General features: G+C 52.9%; 11 protein-coding genes and 2 CRISPR repeat arrays. Of the genes, 9 read left to right on the plus strand and 2 right to left on the minus strand.

Annotated elements, in window-relative coordinates:
- The first annotated feature begins 190 nt into the window (after window positions 1-190).
- The 9 genes from LKX83_RS05650 (at window position 191) to cas2 (ending at window position 12,955) form a co-directional block, all read left to right on the plus strand.
- The gene (locus LKX83_RS05650; RefSeq protein WP_227881196.1) at window positions 191-1,168 is read left to right on the plus strand and encodes an iron-hydroxamate ABC transporter substrate-binding protein; all 978 of its coding nucleotides are present in this window, start codon (window positions 191-193) and stop codon (window positions 1,166-1,168) included.
- A 222-nt stretch (window positions 1,169-1,390) separates the two neighbouring features.
- Complete coding sequence (locus LKX83_RS05655; protein WP_227881197.1) at window positions 1,391-1,567, plus strand: hypothetical protein; 177 nt, start codon at window positions 1,391-1,393, stop codon at window positions 1,565-1,567.
- 216 nt (window positions 1,568-1,783) lie between these two features.
- A CRISPR array of direct repeats spans window positions 1,784-4,445; the repeat unit is 32 nt; unit sequence GTCGCACCCCGCACGGGTGCGTGGATTGAAAT.
- Window positions 4,446-4,956: 511 nt separating this feature from the next.
- Complete coding sequence (gene cas3 / locus LKX83_RS05660) at window positions 4,957-7,389, plus strand: CRISPR-associated helicase Cas3' (RefSeq protein WP_227881198.1); 2,433 nt, start codon at window positions 4,957-4,959, stop codon at window positions 7,387-7,389.
- Between the two features lie 102 nt (window positions 7,390-7,491).
- Window positions 7,492-8,214 carry a type I-C CRISPR-associated protein Cas5c gene (cas5c, locus tag LKX83_RS05665; protein ID WP_227881199.1) on the plus strand — a complete coding sequence of 241 codons (723 nt, stop codon included), beginning with the start codon at window positions 7,492-7,494 and terminating at the stop codon, window positions 8,212-8,214.
- Window positions 8,211-10,085 carry a type I-C CRISPR-associated protein Cas8c/Csd1 gene (gene cas8c / locus LKX83_RS05670; RefSeq protein WP_227881200.1) on the plus strand — a complete coding sequence of 625 codons (1,875 nt, stop codon included), beginning with the start codon at window positions 8,211-8,213 and terminating at the stop codon, window positions 10,083-10,085. The genes cas5c and cas8c overlap by 4 nt, the downstream gene beginning before the upstream one ends.
- A gap of 29 nt (window positions 10,086-10,114) precedes the next feature.
- Window positions 10,115-10,978 (plus strand): type I-C CRISPR-associated protein Cas7/Csd2, encoded by an 864-nt coding sequence (cas7c, locus tag LKX83_RS05675; protein ID WP_227881201.1) that lies wholly within the window; start codon window positions 10,115-10,117, stop codon window positions 10,976-10,978.
- Window positions 10,968-11,627, plus strand: a complete 660-nt coding sequence (gene cas4 / locus LKX83_RS05680) for a CRISPR-associated protein Cas4 (RefSeq protein WP_227881410.1) — start codon at window positions 10,968-10,970, stop codon at window positions 11,625-11,627. Before cas7c ends, cas4 begins: the two co-directional genes overlap by 11 nt.
- Entirely contained in the window at window positions 11,624-12,655 is a 1,032-nt protein-coding gene (gene cas1c, locus LKX83_RS05685) for a type I-C CRISPR-associated endonuclease Cas1c (protein WP_227881202.1), read from the plus strand. The genes cas4 and cas1c overlap by 4 nt, the downstream gene beginning before the upstream one ends.
- 9 nt (window positions 12,656-12,664) lie before the next feature.
- Window positions 12,665-12,955 (plus strand): CRISPR-associated endonuclease Cas2, encoded by a 291-nt coding sequence (gene cas2 / locus LKX83_RS05690; RefSeq protein ID WP_227881411.1) that lies wholly within the window; start codon window positions 12,665-12,667, stop codon window positions 12,953-12,955.
- A 169-nt stretch (window positions 12,956-13,124) separates the two neighbouring features.
- A CRISPR array of direct repeats spans window positions 13,125-15,888; the repeat unit is 33 nt; unit sequence GTCGCACCCCGCACGGGGTGCGTGGATTGAAAT.
- A gap of 435 nt (window positions 15,889-16,323) precedes the next feature.
- On the opposite strand, the gene LKX83_RS05695 is transcribed toward cas2, so the two are convergent.
- A complete protein-coding gene (locus tag LKX83_RS05695) occupies window positions 16,324-17,241 on the minus strand; it encodes an aldo/keto reductase (RefSeq protein WP_227881203.1) in 918 nt (305 codons plus the stop codon).
- A gap of 167 nt (window positions 17,242-17,408) precedes the next feature.
- A complete protein-coding gene (locus tag LKX83_RS05700; RefSeq protein WP_227881204.1) occupies window positions 17,409-17,789 on the minus strand; it encodes a VOC family protein in 381 nt (126 codons plus the stop codon).
- Window positions 17,790-17,931: the final 142 nt, after the last annotated feature.

The raw sequence follows: 17,931 nt of genomic DNA on the forward strand, positions 1-17,931 counted from the left end.
GTTTGCCCGCACGCACGCCGACGCCGGCCTCCATCCGATCAAGGATGGCAGGGCGGCGTTTTTGGTTGCGGGGCAAAAGGGGATTGACAAGCGGAAGGGTGGGAATTTATAGTTAGAAATTAGTGAGATTGATAATCATTATCGATTAAAATAATTTATATTCCCATTCATAAGGAGATTCGATTTGACTATGAAAAGCAAGCTGCTGCTCCTTCCCATGCTAGTGCTGCTCCTGATCGTCGCGAGCGCATGCGGCTCCAATAACGGCAACAAAGGCGCTTCGTCGCCTTCGCCCAGCGCCGAGTCGGCCCCTTCTCCCAGCGCGAGCGCGTCCGGTTCCGCCGAAACGTCGTCCGTAACGTTCACCTATGCTTCGGAGAAAGGGAACGTCGAAGTGCCGGCCAACCCGCAGCGGATCGTGGCTCTAACGAACGCTCCAAACGTCCTTTCCTTGAACGGGACGCTGGTCGGCGTAGACCAGTGGACGGCGATGAACCCGCTTTTCACCGAGAAGCTGAAGGGTGTCCAGCAGGTATCGGAAGACGATCTGGAGAAAATCATCGAGCTGAAGCCGGATCTCATCATCGGCGGCGCCGAGATGAAAAACTACGACAAGCTCAGCCAGATCGCGCCGACCGTGGTCTACACGTGGGGCAAGCTCGATTATCTGGCGCAGCAGACCGAGATCGGCAAGCTGCTGAACAAAGAGAAGGAGGCGCAGGCTTGGGTCGACGGCTTCAAGCAGCGCGCGGAAACGACCGGCAAGGAGATCAAAGCCAAGCTCGGGGAGCATGTGACCGTGTCCGTGTTCGAGACGGATGCGAAGAGCTTCTACGTGCTCGGCAACAACTGGGCGCGGGGAACCGAGATTTTATACCAAGCCATGGGGCTCGATATGCCCGAAAAGGTCAAGAAAGACGCGCTCGGCCCCGGTTATTACACGCTGTCTCTGGAAGTGCTGAAGGATTATGCCGGCGACTATATCGTGCTCAGCCGCAGCGCCGCGGCCGACAACGCCTTCATGAAGACGGAGACGTGGAACAACATCCCGGCCGTGAAGAACAAGCATGTCATCGAAATCGATACGGAAGCGTCCTCTTACAGCGATCCGACCACGCTCGACTACCTGCTGAACATCTTCCGCGAAGGATTTTTGGGCGAGGCGTAAGGAACTCTCTCGTCGGTACTCGTTTCGCCCCTCGAACGTTGAGATGCCCGTCGAGATCCCGGTTGATCGGGTGAAGTCTGGTGCTACGGCGGGAACCTTGAACGGTAACGTTGTCTCCCCGATGGTCGGGACCTATACGACCGTCCTGACGGCACAGACCGCGGCGGGCGTCCTTACGTGTGTGCGGAGGTAGACGGCGCGATCCTGCCGGAGCTCGCCGCCGTGAGCTTAGTCGCTGGCGTGCCGACCGCAGACCGCATCGTGATCCCCGCCGCCAGCCGGTCGCTGCCGACCGACGGCGCCAGCCAAACGGTGATTACGGTCCAGCTGAAGGACCAGTACAGGAATGACGTGGCGGAGCGGGACGACTCGCGCCAACTTGTATATCCAGAATATTGAAAGGGAAATCAGATGCCATGCAGAATATAAATAGTTAACTGAATAAAGTGCGAATGTGAAGTGCACATACATTACTAGTGACATTCGCACCAGAAAAATGGACATTTTCCTGCTTATTTTCTACGTTTTACTTTGCGTCTATTTAGACTCAAACCCATCATTCACGTAATTGGTTGTGATGTTGTGTTTTTTGTTAGAATTTATCTGAAATTCGCTGTCGCACCCCGCACGGGTGCGTGGATTGAAATTATGATTATATGATTATTACAGATGATGGTGGAAGTCGCACCCCGCACGGGTGCGTGGATTGAAATAGCATCATCACGGTGACGCCATGGCCAAAATAGGTCGCACCCCGCACGGGTGCGTGGATTGAAATATCATTGTGCGAACTTGGCGACCAAGTAGTCGTGGTCGCACCCCGCACGGGTGCGTGGATTGAAATCTGTACTGTTTGGGAGCATTCAACTGCTTCGCCCGTCGCACCCCGCACGGGTGCGTGGATTGAAATCCGATCAGGCCCTCACGCGAAAAACTGCCGGAAAGTCGCACCCCGCACGGGTGCGTGGATTGAAATATCCTCGACGCGGTCAAAGCCTACCGCGCTAAGGAGTCGCACCCCGCACGGGTGCGTGGATTGAAATTACGAGATCGCCGTACGAAAGGGCGGCATGGCTGGTCGCACCCCGCACGGGTGCGTGGATTGAAATATGAATCCGCTGAGTGTTTGCCAACCCTTTTTAGTCGCACCCCGCACGGGTGCGTGGATTGAAATCACCACGGCAGCTTCTTGTGCTTCGAGATATGCTGTCGCACCCCGCACGGGTGCGTGGATTGAAATAACTACATGAATATCCAGGGCGATCGGGAAGCACGTCGCACCCCGCACGGGTGCGTGGATTGAAATCCCCTACACATGACTAAAGTTCCGCCGCATATCGGTCGCACCCCGCACGGGTGCGTGGATTGAAATTATCAAAAGGACTGATCATATATGGGAATTCGCAAGTCGCACCCCGCACGGGTGCGTGGATTGAAATCGGTATCAGGGTTGTAGGTCTCCTTTGTCTGGTTGGTCGCACCCCGCACGGGTGCGTGGATTGAAATATCCAGCCGAGGCTAGATGAACGTTTCGATCCGTCGCACCCCGCACGGGTGCGTGGATTGAAATCGTTGACGCGCACGGTGTTGGTGCCTTTGTCGTATGTCGCACCCCGCACGGGTGCGTGGATTGAAATTGTTTTTCCATACAAAAAGCCGCCCGACCCGGACGTCGCACCCCGCACGGGTGCGTGGATTGAAATACGAATGATTTTACTTCAAACAGTAGTTCATCGTGTCGCACCCCGCACGGGTGCGTGGATTGAAATACCTTCACGAAGAACCTCGGTAACTATGAATCGCGTCGCACCCCGCACGGGTGCGTGGATTGAAATTTGTAATTCAGGTACTCTTTGACCTTCAGCGCCGTCGCACCCCGCACGGGTGCGTGGATTGAAATATTTAGCCCCCCAGCGTGGGTCCGTATTTACTCTGTCGCACCCCGCACGGGTGCGTGGATTGAAATTCATACCCTGCCCTACGTTTTGACTTGCTTGAGGTCGCACCCCGCACGGGTGCGTGGATTGAAATCTCCTCTGTGCTATTGATGATCCGAACAAGTCCGGTCGCACCCCGCACGGGTGCGTGGATTGAAATGCTATCGGCATGGACACCGTTAATGATGTCCGTAGTCGCACCCCGCACGGGTGCGTGGATTGAAATAAACTTGTCCGTCACTAAAATACCGTTTGGCGTGTCGCACCCCGCACGGGTGCGTGGATTGAAATACTTTGCTTGCTTCTCTTTTTTCTGCTTCAAGCCGTCGCACCCCGCACGGGTGCGTGGATTGAAATTTAGCATTCGGATTGAAGCTTGATTCGCGGGCGTCGCACCCCGCACGGGTGCGTGGATTGAAATTGCTTGGCCGTCAACCGGTGCAGCCGTGCCGGCGGTCGCACCCCGCACGGGTGCGTGGATTGAAATCGGGATAGGTATTTCACGCCTGGCGCCCGTAGCGTCGCACCCCGCACGGGTGCGTGGATTGAAATCCTATACGCTCAAATATGCTTATGCAGAAATTCGTCGCACCCCGCACGGGTGCGTGGATTGAAATGCGATCATCAATTACCGGTACATGAACAACTTAGTCGCACCCCGCACGGGTGCGTGGATTGAAATCTCCGATGGCAAAGTGAGGATGAACCCATCTTGCCGTCGCACCCCGCACGGGTGCGTGGATTGAAATGCTCTCGGTGAGCATTGGTCCGAACATGAAACCCCGTCGCACCCCGCACGGGTGCGTGGATTGAAATAAATTGTCAACATTAGATGCGCTTTGTTTTATGGTCGCACCCCGCACGGGTGCGTGGATTGAAATTCCTCACTTCCCTGGCGTATTGTTTGGCATAAACGTCGCACCCCGCACGGGTGCGTGGATTGAAATTGATCTGTGAACGGGTGGCTGCCGATGCTTAGGGGGTCGCACCCCGCACGGGTGCGTGGATTGAAATATCCGTGTACATGGCGCTGGATGCCTTCGATATGTCGCACCCCGCACGGGTGCGTGGATTGAAATGTGTTCGAGCCACAACGTCCAACGTACCTTTACCGTCGCACCCCGCACGGGTGCGTGGATTGAAATTTCGATCTCCGGGCCTGTTGTGATGACGTTCTCGGTCGCACCCCGCACGGGTGCGTGGATTGAAATCTCGATGGCGTAGACCGTGTTCGTTGTCGGGTGTCGCACCCCGCACGGGTGCGTGGATTGAAATCAAGAGGAGGTGCGCCTCAATGTATGAGGGTCGGTCACACCTCGCACGGGTGCGTGGATTGAAATGTGTTCGAGAGACTCGGCAAGGTGTACGGGTCACATCGTCGCACCCCCACGGATGCGTGGATTGAAATTATGTGTGCGACACGGAAACCGGAGTGGCCGAGTGTTGTACCGTGCATAGATGCGTGAATTGAAATCTCTTGAGCTGGGGTCTGTAGAAATTACTTTGTTGAATACACGCCGCATCCCGTGCGGAGCATGCTAATTTAGGTCCTGTAGACCATACCAACCGCCGAAAGACAATGAGTGAATGCAGGGTTGGAACATAAACCAGAGTGGCCCGTCAGCGCCTCGTTTCCAACATAGTAAGTATGAGCGAGCCAATTTACTTCCTTCGCACCGACATTTATTCAGAGAAGGTTGACTTAAATGTTGCACGAGAGAATGCCAAGAGGCAAAGACAATATTTACTTCCGTCCCAAATTTTACTAGGAAAAAAATACTACTCGATATAAAATGGAAGGGGAGAAGAGAAGGTCTTTCGCATCAAATGATATAGGAATGGAGACGTGGTATGGAATCAATTGCTCATATCCGCGCCAAAGATGGGAAGATCCAAACCGTTGAAGAGCACCTGCACGGTGTACGTATTTTGGCGGAGGCAGCGGGTGAAAAGCTGGGGGTTCGCCATATCGCGGGGCTTGCCGGTCTGTTGCATGATCTCGGAAAATTTACGGAGAAGTTTAGATCATACCTCTTGGAAGCAGTCACCCACCCGAACGCGCCGCCGAAGCGAGGAAGCGTTGATCATTCGACGGCAGGCGGGAAATTGCTGTACCAACGTTATCACGCTACTGGACGATCCTCGAAATACGAGATGATGCTCGCGGAGCTAGTCGGCAATTCCATCATCTCGCATCACTCTTATCTGCATGATTTCTTGGGGCAAGACCTGGAGTCGAAATATCTTTTGCGCGTCAGGGATCTGCAGCTTGAGGAATTCAGCCGCTCGGAAGAGCTATTCTATGAAAAAGTGATGGACGAGAGGGAATTTGAACGATACGTGGCCCAAGCAGTACAAGAACTAGAAACATACTTGACTAATCCCTCAGAGTCATCAGCCGAGAATAAGTTGCACTTCCTTGCCAAGTTCGTCTTCAGTTCGCTGATTGATGCAGATCGGACAGATACGCGTCGATTCGAAGAAGGTGAATTTGATGCACAGGAGTCATCGCCAGAGGATGAACGTATAGCTTTATTCTCTCATTACTATGACAAACTAATGACTAAACTGGATTCCTTTTGGCTGCGTGACGATGCAGCGTCGGAAGTAAACCAGCTCCGACGGAACATGTCCGAGCAATGCGAACGGTTTGCCGAGAGATCGCCTGGCATCTACGCCTTGTCTATCCCGACTGGGGGAGGCAAGACCTTGGCCAGTTTGCGATACGCTTTGAAACATGCGATTAAGTATGGTATGAAACGCATCATCTATATCGTCCCCTATACCACAATTATCGAACAGAATGCCGAAGAGGTGCGCCGGATCCTGCAAGATGATTCGAATATTCTGGAGTATCACTCCAATATGATCGATGACTATGACGAAGAGGATGAGCAAGAGGATGGCTTGGCTACGGTGCGGCAACGTTTGAATCTGGCCAAGGACAACTGGGACACGCCGATTCTGTTCACCACCATGGTACAGTTTCTAGATGCTTTCTATGCCCGACGAAGTCGGAATATTCGAAGACTTCACAATCTTTGCGGGTCCGTCATTATCTTTGATGAAGTGCAAAAGGTACCTACCCATTGCGTCTCTTTGTTTAATCTTGCCCTGAATTTCTTGAAAGAGAAAGGAAAATCCACAATTGTGCTGTGCACGGCGACACAACCGGCGCTGGACTTTGTGAAAAATCAGCTAAAAACCGATGATGAGATTATTGGTGACCTGGACCAAGTGATCGGGGCATTCAAACGAGTTGAGATTGTTGATAAAGCGACCGGCGAACAGTTTGATACGGAGAAGCTGGCGGAGTCTGTCGTCGAACAGATCGATCAAGTGCAAAGTATGCTCGTCATCTTAAATACAAAATCTGTCGTGAGGCAGCTTTACAGGCAACTACAAGGCTGTGGCTTTCCATTGTTTCATCTCAGTACCTCGATGTGCGCTGAGCATCGGAATCATGTGCTGAATCAGGTAAAGGCATATCTAGATCGTGATGAGAAAGTCATTTGTATAAGCACGCAGCTAATCGAAGCAGGCGTGGATATCAGCTTTGATTGTGTTGTGCGGTCGCTGGCAGGCCTGGATTCTATCGCGCAGGCAGCAGGCAGGTGCAATCGTCACGGCCGAGACGGCATCAGGCCGGTCTACGTGATTGACCATGCAGAGGAGAAGCTGGATCATCTGCCGGAGATCAGGCAAGGGGGGCATATTGCCCGAAATATTCTCATTGATCTTAAGCGCAATCCGGATGCGCACGGCGGACATCTCTTGTCGGGTCCCGCGATGAAGCGGTACTTCGAAATGCTGTTCGCTCACTTTCAATCGGATTTAGATTATCCCATTCCTGCTCTGGGGTATGATATGACCGCTTTGTTGATGTCAGGTAAAGGCGGACATCCATTCCATGTGAATTATCGCCAAAGAAAAGGCGAAAATCTGCCTTTAGTCATTGCCAATAGTTATAGAACGGCGGCGGATCACTTCCAAGTCATCGACGGTATGACAAGCTCAGCGATCGTGCCCTATGGGGATGCGGCAAAAGATCTGATCGCCCGGCTCAGCGGAAACGACACGATCGGAAGCCTTTCGAGGCTGCTACGAGAAGCACAGCCGTATACGGTCAATCTGTTCCGGTTTGAAAAAGAGCGGCTATCAAACAATGGTGGACTCGTCAGCCTGCTGAACGGGAAAATTTGGGCGCTCAGGGAAAGTGCATACAACTTGGATTTTGGGGTCGATGTGGACAATGAGAGCCCGTTTGGGTTGGAGATGTTTTAGAACAAAGAACTTTGTGGTTTTAACCCGCCCTCCCGAACCCTCGAAATCGGGAGGTAGTACTTCAAATAGATACTTGCATTTACGAGAGGAGGAGGTGAATCGATGAGAAACGGAATTGAGTTTGCGGTGTGGGGACCGTATGCGCTATTCACCGATCCCTTGACCAAGCTGGGGGGCGAGAAGCTGTCGTACCAAATTCCCACCTACCAGGCGCTTAAAGGAATTGTGGAATCGATCTACTGGAAGCCTACGCTGCTGATGATCGTGGACGAAGTCCGAATCATGAATCCAATCCGCATGGAGTCGAAGGGGATTCGTCCGATCGAGTATGGGGGAGGCAACACGCTGGCCAATTATACCTATCTCAGGGAGCCGCGATACCACGTGCGGGCGCATTTTGAATTTAATCCGTACCGGCCGGATTTAGCTCACGATCGGAATGAAGAGAAGCACCACAACATCATGAAACGCGCGCTGAAGGCCGGAGGACGTCGAGACATCTTTTTGGGCACCCGAGAGTGTCAAGCTTATGTCGAGCCGTGCGCATTTGATGAAGGGGACGGCTATTACGACAACTATGAAGGCGAGATCCATTTCGGTCCGATGGTCCACGGCATCAACTATCCAGACGAGACGGGGCGCAATCAGCTAGAAGTTCGTCTCTGGCGACCGGTCATGTGCAATGGCGTCATCCGCTTCATTCGACCGGAGGCATGCACAGAGGTACGCGTAATTGCCGACATGCAGCCGAAAGCATTCGCCAGCGGAGACGTTGAATCGGCCGATAAGCTATTTGATAAGCTGGCAGAGGGGGGAGATCCGTGAGCTGGCTGCTTAATCTATATGAAACCTACGAGTCGCACCTTGATCAGATCGGCAAGATCGAGAAGAAGCGCAACGAGCAGGAATATACGCTTCTACCCATTTCCCATACCACGCAAACAGCTCATATCGAGGTTCGTATTACGGAAGATGGTGAGTTTCATTCAGCAAATGTTATCGAAAAGGGCAATGCCATCACCCTGATTCCGTGTACCGAAGACTCGGCGAGTCGTGCAGGCGCAGTGGTGGCGCCTTACCCGCTGCATGACAAGATTAGTTATGTAGCGGGCGACTTTGCGGCATATGGGGGACAGGTAAAGAAGGAAGAGCCATTCCAAGCTTACATTTCCAACTTGCGCGCATGGGCAGAGTCGCCTTATGCCGTCAACCAGATTAAGAGCATTTATCGTTATCTGAGCAAAGGGCATCTGATTCAGGATCTGGTAGCGGAGCGAGTCCTTCATGTCGATGAGAATAACCGGTTGATCGAAAAATGGGACAAGCCGGATATCAAACCGCCTATCTTTTCCGTGATGGTCGGAGGACCCGAGAGCCTCTTTGTCCGGTTCAATGTATACTCGCCTAAGCTGTATGCGGAGGTATGGAAAGATCCGGCAGTCTATGAATCGTTCATTCGTTATTATCGGGAGGAATTGCGAGAGGACGATCTTTGTTACGTGACGGGCGAGATGCGTCCGAGCACGGACAAGCATGCCAACAAGATTCGCAATGCGGCGGACAAGGCCAAGCTAATCTCAGCCAATGACAAATCTGGATTCACCTATCGGGGACGGTTTGCCGATAGCCGTGAAGCAGCAAACATCAGCTATGAGGTTTCTCAGAAAGCGCATAATGCGCTGAAGTGGCTGATCAACCGTCAGGGCAAGATAATCGATCAGCGGGTGTTCCTCGTATGGGGGAATGAAGATCCGGACATCCCTAGCCTCGCAGACGATCCGTTCGCTATCCCTGAAGCAGCTGGTCCGGCCAAGGACACAGCGGCCTACACTGCCAAGGAGTATGCGCTGGAAGTATCGAAAGCATTGGACGGATATCGCAATCGCCTTTCCAGGGCGTCGAAAGAAAATGTGAACATCCTGGTACTGGATTCTGCAACGACGGGGCGGATGGCGGTTCTCTACTATCGGAATATGGACAAAAGGCTTTATCTGGATCGTCTGGTGAAGTGGCATACGACGTGTGCCTGGCTGCATCGGTATCATACTGCTGCGGAGGGCGATCGGTTTCATTTCTACGGGGCACCCGCGACGAAAGATATCGCCTTTGCCTCTTATGGACCGAGAGCGGGTGACAAAGTAGTTAAAGGGTTGATGGAGCGCATGCTTCCCTGCATTCTGGACGAGCAGCGAGAGATTCCGCGCGATATCGTGTCTAGTGCTTGCCAGCGGGCATCCAACCCAATAGGCATGGAGCGGTGGGAGTGGGAAAAAACGCTCAGCATCACTTGTGCATTAGTCAATCATCAATATAAGGGGGGATACCAAGTGGCGTTAGATTATGACAATCATGATCGCGACTATCTATTCGGTCGGTTGCTGGCGGTTGCCGATGTGCTAGAAAGAGTTGCGCTTGAAGAGAATCGTTCGACGAATGCTATCCGCTACATGAATGCATTCTCCAGGCATCCGGCCCGTACCTGGGGGACTATCCAGGCCAGCCTACAACCTTACCAGGCCAGGCTGGGTGCAAAAGCAACCTATTGGAATAAAATCATTGACGAAATCGGTTCCAAAATCCCGATAGATCAATTTAATAACCGACCGCTATCAGGCGTCTACCTGCTCGGATTTTATAGCCAGCGCCATGAGTTGTATCAGAAAAAACAAAAACAAGAACAAGAACCGAGTGAATAAACATCTAATTCGTAAAAGGAGAGATCAAGATGGCTATTTTGGATCATAAAATTGATTTTGCAGTTGTTCTATCCGTGACAAGGGCAAATCCAAACGGAGATCCGCTGAACGGCAACCGGCCACGCCAAAACTATGATGGATTCGGAGAGATCTCCGATGTCGCGATTAAGCGTAAAATCCGGAACCGCCTGCAGGATCTGGGCGAGATGATCTTTGTTCAGTCTAACGATCGTAAATCCGATGCTTACGGCAGCTTAAAGGAGCGTGCAGAGTCGAACCCCGAATTAGACAAGATCCTGAAGTCCAAGACAGGTTCAAGCGATGAATTCGCCCGTATCGCTTGCGAACAATGGCTCGATGTCCGAGCCTTCGGTCAGTTGTTCGCCTTCAAAGCCGACAAGGCGGGAACGGGCGTCTCCGTAGGCGTTCGGGGACCGGTATCGATTCATGCCGCGACAAGTCTGGATCCTGTCGATATTACGAGTACTCAGATTACCAAGAGTGTGAATTCCGAACCGGGAAAGGACCGAGGTTCAGATACGATGGGCATGAAGCATCGCGTCGACTCGGGTGTCTACGTTTTCTATGGGAGCATTAACGTGCAACTGGCGGAAAAGACCGGCTTCACCAATGATGACGCCGAAAAGATTAAACAGGCGCTCCTGTCTCTTTTTGAAAACGATTCTTCTTCCGCGCGGCCGGAAGGAAGCATGGAAGTTCACAAAGTTTACTGGTGGGAGCATCGCTCCAAGCTCGGCCAGCATTCCTCCGCCAAAGTGCATCGTTCGTTGGTGATCAAGAAGAATGTTGAAGAACCCAAAGGATTTGAAGACTATTCTTTCGAGATTCAGCCTTTGGAAGGCTTGCTTGCCGAAGAAATCGATGGTCGATGACGAGTATGATTCCGATTTGATGTTGTCGGGTATTCAGCACTTTCAGTTTTGCAAGCGGCAGTGGGCTTTGATCCATATCGAGCAGCAATGGATGGAAAATGTGAAGACCATTGAAGGGCAGCATGTGCACCGAAAAGCCGACCAGCCATTCACAAGGGAGAAGCGGGGAAACAAGCTGATTGTACGCGCCATGCCCGTAAGATCGGAATCGATGAAGGTGGCCGGCATTTGCGATGTGGTTGAATTTATACGGGATGACCGGGGCGTTCCGATTCAGGGAGCTGACGGCAAGTACATTGCGTATCCGGTAGAATACAAACGTGGCAGGCCCAAAAAATCGGATGAGGATATCATGCAGCTAGCTGCGCAAGCCATGTGCCTGGAGGAAATGCTGCTCTGCCGGGTGGAGACAGGCTATCTCTACTATGACGAAATTAAACATCGGGTCGAATTGCCGATCACATCCGAAGTAAAGCGTCGGGTCAAGCAAACTTTTGTCGAGATGTGGGACTATTATGTACGCAAGCAAACGCCACGGGTACAATATGGCTCCCACTGTCGCAGTTGTTCCCTTCAATCGATCTGTCTGCCTGAGCTTGCAAGCAAGCGGACCGTTAGAAGCTATGTTGAGGGGAAAATTCAAGAATGAAAAAGCTGCTCAATACGTTGTATGTTACACAACCTGATGTATATCTGTCCCTAGACGGCGACAATGTTGTGCTGGTTAAAGAGCAAGAGAAATTGGGAAGACTGCCGCTTCACAATCTCGAATCGATTGTTGCATTCGGATACACCGGAGCTAGCCCAGCGCTAATGGGGTATTGTGCCGAGCGTAATATCGCATTGGTCTTTATGACCATGAACGGTAGATTTCTGGCACGGGTCATTGGATCCAGCAAGGGAAATGTCGTGCTGAGAAAGAATCAATATCAAATATCCGAGGATGAAGCTCAATCTGCATTGGTTGCACGCAATTTTATAATTGGAAAGATTTTTAACCAAAAGTGGCTATTGGAGCGGGCGACTCGGGATTATCCGTTGCGAGTGGATGTCGATAAGTTTAAAGAAGTTTCGAAGCAGTTGACCTCTATTCTTCTTGAGATCCGGTCATGTGGTGATCTGGAGAGGTTAAGAGGTTTAGAGGGGCAAGCAGCCATCCGCTACAATTCGTTGTTTGACCAGATGATCTTACAGCAAAAAGAAGATTTTTCATTTCGACTGCGTTCCCGCAGGCCACCGCTTGATCCTGTCAACGCAATGCTTTCATTTACCTATACCTTGCTGTCCAACGACGTGGCTGCTGCTTTGGAAGGTGTGGGGCTGGATGCATATGTTGGATTTTTGCACCGGGATCGACCGGGTCGAGCCTCTCTAGCGCTTGATGTAATGGAAGAGTTAAGAGGGGTTTTTGCGGACCGATTTGTATTGTCGCTTATCAATAAGAAAATGGTGGGTAAAGATGACTTTCAAGTGAAAGAAAATGGCGCAGTGATTATGAAAGACGACGCCCGAAGGACGCTTTTGACCGCTTGGCAAAGCAAAAAACAAGAAAGTATCACTCATCCCTATCTAGGAGAGAAGATTTCTTGGGGGCTGGTACCGCATGTTCAATCTCTCTTATTAGCTCGATACTTGCGAAATGATCTGGATGAGTATCCGCCTTTCTTATGGAAGTAGGTGAATATGTTGTTGGTATTGATCACCTATGATGTTCGTACAATGGACGCTGCAGGAAAAAGAAGACTTAGACAGGTTTCGAGAGCTTGTTTGAGTTATGGTCAGCGCGTCCAAAACTCCGTATTTGAATGTGTTGTGGATGCTACACAATTTAAGACACTAAAATTGAAGCTGATTGAGCTAATCAATCAGGAAGAGGACAGCCTGCGATTTTATCAACTTGGCAATAATCACAGAAGCAAGGTTGAGCATGTGGGAGCAAAGTCTTCTTTTGATGTAGAAGGACCACTTATTTTTTAGTGCGAATGTGAAGCGAACATGAAATCCCAGGGACATTCGCACCTAAAAATCCTGACATGAGGAACATAATTTCGTTTAAATGACTGCATTTTTAGCAAAGTCAATGTAATTCCAAGTAATTTTTGAATGTAATTGCATGTCTTTCATTTGATTTGGCTGTAATGCAGCTGTCGCACCCCGCACGGGGTGCGTGGATTGAAATTAATTTTTGCACACTTATTTTTGTTACAAATCTGGTCGCACCCCGCACGGGGTGCGTGGATTGAAATTTTTAGAAAGTAACTCCGACGACAACGAGACAGGTCGCACCCCGCACGGGGTGCGTGGATTGAAATACTTATCAATTCAAATCCGAGAAGTTCACCAATGGTCGCACCCCGCACGGGGTGCGTGGATTGAAATCCATTATTCGGACTCCACATCTCCCCAAGGGTTCGCGTCGCACCCCGCACGGGGTGCGTGGATTGAAATTGCTGATGGCGGACGGTGAGCCGGCCGCGCAGGTGGTCGCACCCCGCACGGGGTGCGTGGATTGAAATAAGAACAATGGACAACTTTACGCAAAGTATGAGGGTCGCACCCCGCACGGGGTGCGTGGATTGAAATAATGGTCAGCAGAGGATGAGGAGTGGGAGGCGGGTCGCACCCCGCACGGGGTGCGTGGATTGAAATAATAACTTGATTTGCCGTAGCATTACCACCTGAAAGTCGCACCCCGCACGGGGTGCGTGGATTGAAATGTTTTTCATAATCGTGATTTCTGGAGATATTTCAGTCGCACCCCGCACGGGGTGCGTGGATTGAAATCAGAGCCGCGAAAAGCCAGTAGCGCCGCCGCCGTGTCGCACCCCGCACGGGGTGCGTGGATTGAAATTCCGAACATGAGATACGTAAATTTGAACATTACGTCGCACCCCGCACGGGGTGCGTGGATTGAAATTTTTATAAGCTCTTGAATAGCAGGGCGTTTTAGGTCGCACCCCGCACGGGGTGCGTGGATTGAAATTCGTCTGCGCAAGGGGCGCGGGCCCAGCCGCTCGGTCGCACCCCGCACGGGGTGCGTGGATTGAAATTTCTTCAGGACGTGCTCCTTCCAAAACTGCGATGTCGCACCCCGCACGGGGTGCGTGGATTGAAATATAACATCTCGGATGTAAACGGCTTACAAGCTGGTCGCACCCCGCACGGGGTGCGTGGATTGAAATACAATAGTGCTCTGTCTCCGGGTGGTTCGCTTCGGTCGCACCCCGCACGGGGTGCGTGGATTGAAATTCCAAAATGTTGCTGACGAACCCGTTCGTCCGCGTCGCACCCCGCACGGGGTGCGTGGATTGAAATGCTTTAATTTTTATTCCTTCTTCGTATGCCTGTCGTCGCACCCCGCACGGGGTGCGTGGATTGAAATAGGAAACATGACTTTAAACGCTTAGAGCGGCGCGTCGCACCCCGCACGGGGTGCGTGGATTGAAATTTTATCTTGATTATGCTCGCTATGCGGAAGAAAGTCGCACCCCGCACGGGGTGCGTGGATTGAAATTCGATTACCGTCTCCAGCTCGTTTACCGGAGTAGTCGCACCCCGCACGGGGTGCGTGGATTGAAATTGGGCGACGATGCGAACGGAGATAATCGGCGTCGCACCCCGCACGGGGTGCGTGGATTGAAATGATCAAGGTGCATTGGGGAGCCGCGCCCAACCCTGTCGCACCCCGCACGGGGTGCGTGGATTGAAATCAACTTATGAGGCCGGAAGTACGGCAGGAGGCGTGGTCGCACCCCGCACGGGGTGCGTGGATTGAAATGATTATGAGGCTGTAGAGCAGCTATATAAGCAGCAGTCGCACCCCGCACGGGGTGCGTGGATTGAAATACAGCAACGGAAGACGGCTGCTATATTCGGACGGTCGCACCCCGCACGGGGTGCGTGGATTGAAATTACGAGGACGGCCGTGATGGTGGCGTAATGCTCGTGTCGCACCCCGCACGGGGTGCGTGGATTGAAATACATCGTACGCCGGGAATGACTCCGAAATCACAGTCGCACCCCGCACGGGGTGCGTGGATTGAAATGAGATCGGGCTGGCCGATGAGGAACAAGGCGTCGTCGCACCCCGCACGGGGTGCGTGGATTGAAATTACATGGCCGGGGCCGGGGTCGGCCTCGGGCTGGTCGCACCCCGCACGGGGTGCGTGGATTGAAATCTCCATAGGGTCGCCGCGCCGATAGATACCTAGGTCGCACCCCGCACGGGGTGCGTGGATTGAAATATTTTGGGGAATCGGAAAAATAATGTCTCGGCGGTCGCACCCCGCACGGGGTGCGTGGATTGAAATTATCAGGCAGCGGCCGGGGGGCTTCGCCCGTCGGGTCGCACCCCGCACAGAGTGCATGGATTGAAATATCAAGCGCTACGTTTCAGCGTCCCCGTTTACGGTCGCACCCCTCACGGGGTGCGTGGATTGAAATACATGATGGCATCCGCAGGTGAAGGTTAACGGCCGTCGCACCCCGCACGGGGTGCGTGGATTGGAATTGCGCCAGGATCAGGCCGACCGCATCACGATCGTTGTCGCACCCCGCACGGGGTGCGTGGATTGAAATAATGCAGCGGTATCCTACAAGCGTACCAAGGCGGATCGCACCCCGCATAGGGTGCGTGGATTGAAATATCAGGTGACGAGTATCACGATCGTCGGTCAAGTCGCACCCCGCATAGGGTGCCTGGATTGAAATTTGAATGGGGAGGCTGGATCCCCTGCCGTAACAAGTCGCACTCCGCATAGGGTGCGTGGATTGAAATAAGGACTGGCATGACCCGAAGGAAATCGCCGAAAGCCGCACTCCCTACGGGGTGCGTGGATTGAAATAACAAGCTCATGAGCATATGGCAGGCTACCGGAGTCGCACCCCGCACGGGGTGCGTGGATTGAATTAACCTGAATAAGGTCGGCGATGCGGTGAAGGAATGTCGCACCCGCACGGGGCGCGTGGATTGAAATGAAGCGGACGGGGGCGCCTGGAAGCTGAGGCTAGTCGCACCCCGCATAGGGTACGTGGATTGAATTAAGCCGAGTATCAGAGGTTAGAATCCTCTAAGGTCGCACTCCACACGAAATGCATGGATTGAAATTTGTGAAGAAGAACAATGCCGTCGCACCGGCGAGTCGCCCCCAGCACGGGGTAAGCGAATTGAAATGCCCTCCGTAAGTGGCTAGGACACAGATAAGCCATCGTGTCACGGAATGCTTTTCGAAAAGCTATTTTTTGATAAACGAAAAGAAGCCTTCTACCCCGCTTGCAACGGGGTGGAGGCTTCTCGTACTTGTGAACTTCTTCGGTAACAGAGTCCGCGCATCAACCTGCAATCATCAAGGCAGCACGTTGCCCGCCGAACGGAAGATGTCGTACCACTCTTCGCGCGTCAGACGGATGTCGGCGGCTTTGCAGCAGTCCTTGAGCCGCTGGAGGTTCATCGTGCCGATGACCGGCTGCATGTTCGCCGGGTGGCGGAGCAGCCAAGCGATGGCGATCGTCGTGTTGCTCACTTCGTATTTGGCCGCGACTTCGTCGATCTTCTTGTTCAGCTCCGGGAACTTGTCGTTGCCGAGGAACACGCCTTCGAAGAAGCCGTATTGGAACGGCGACCACGGCTGGATCGTGATGTCGTGCAGCCTGCAGAAGTCGAGGACGCTGCCGTCGCGATTCACCGCGGACGCATTTTCCATGTTGACGTTGAAGCCTTGGGAGATCATCGTCGCGTTCGTAACGCTGAGCTGCAGCTGGTTGGCGACGATCGGCTGCTTCACGTGCTTTTTCAGCAGCTGGATCTGCATCGGATTTTGGTTCGAGACGCCGAAGTGGCGTACTTTGCCCGAACGCTCCAGCTGGTCGAACGCTTCGGCTACTTCTTCCGGCTCGACGAGCGTGTCCGGCCGGTGCAGCAGCAGCACGTCCAGGTATTCGGTCCGTAGCCGCTTCAGGATGCCGTCGACCGAATTTAGGATATGCTCCTTGGAAAAGTCGAACATGCCTTGGCGGATGCCGCACTTGGATTGCAGGATCACCTGCTCGCGGACGCTCGGGCTCATCTGGATGGCGTCGGCGAAGATCTCCTCGCACTTGCCGCCGCCGTAGATGTCCGCATGCTCGAAGAAGTTCGCACCTTCTTCGAGCGCCGTCCGAACGAACTGCTCGGCCTGGGGCTTGTCCAGTCCGTTGATGCGCATGCAGCCGACCGCGACGACGGGTACTTCGAGCGTGCTCGTGCCGAGTTTAATCGTTTTCATGATATGTACCTCCGATTCGGTTAATGGAGAGACTTATAGACGAAGACGTATGCTATTTTATTGTGGCACAGACCGGCACGGTTTTTCAATACGAACAGGCGACACGCGCTTCGATGGGCCGACGCGAATGCGCCGGACGCGTCGGCGTATAGAGCTTGTCCGCAGGTTCACGCCACCGGCTCGCCGAACCCGATCGTATAGCCCTGGGGATCCCGTATAGCGAATTCCCGCATCCGGTATTCATTGGTGCGAAGCTCATACTGGAAAACTGCGCCCTTCGACCTGAACTCCTCGTAAAGCCCGTCCACGCCTTCGACCATGGCGAATACATGGAGAGCCTCGGGACCGTGCGTGCGCGCATGGGGAACGATCTCCCGGGCGGGCTCGCTCTCGTGGAAGATCATGTGCAGGCCGTCGCGCTCGACGAACCCCATGACTTCGTCGCACCAAAACCCGAGTTGGCGATAATAATCCAGCACGGCTTTCCGATCGGACGCGAAAAAGACAGCCGAAAAATGCGTGATGCGACTTGAGGGAACGGTGTTCATGGAAATTCCTCCCCGGCTTCGACTATGTTTCGATATAGAACATTCGCCTTGGCCGCCCCCTTCTCCTGTTGGCGACTAGAGACCAAACAAAAAGCAGTTCCCCGGCGGCATGCGACCGCCGGGGAACTGCTTTTTCGGCTCT

Origin of the sequence: Cohnella baijiui, from assembly GCF_020731285.1 — a bacterium.
GTDB lineage: Bacteria > Bacillota > Bacilli > Paenibacillales > Paenibacillaceae > Cohnella.

Coding starts and splice junctions, on each gene's coding strand:
- LKX83_RS05650 (WP_227881196.1), top strand. CDS start 191: ATGAAAAGCAAGCTGCTGCTCCTTCCCATGCTAGTGCTGCTCCTGATC.
- cas3 (WP_227881198.1), top strand. CDS start 4,957: ATGGAATCAATTGCTCATATCCGCGCCAAAGATGGGAAGATCCAAACC.
- cas5c (WP_227881199.1), top strand. CDS start 7,492: ATGAGAAACGGAATTGAGTTTGCGGTGTGGGGACCGTATGCGCTATTC.
- cas7c (WP_227881201.1), top strand. CDS start 10,115: ATGGCTATTTTGGATCATAAAATTGATTTTGCAGTTGTTCTATCCGTG.
- cas4 (WP_227881410.1), top strand. CDS start 10,968: ATGGTCGATGACGAGTATGATTCCGATTTGATGTTGTCGGGTATTCAG.
- cas1c (WP_227881202.1), top strand. CDS start 11,624: ATGAAAAAGCTGCTCAATACGTTGTATGTTACACAACCTGATGTATAT.
- LKX83_RS05695 (WP_227881203.1), bottom strand. CDS start 17,241: ATGAAAACGATTAAACTCGGCACGAGCACGCTCGAAGTACCCGTCGTC.
- LKX83_RS05700 (WP_227881204.1), bottom strand. CDS start 17,789: ATGAACACCGTTCCCTCAAGTCGCATCACGCATTTTTCGGCTGTCTTT.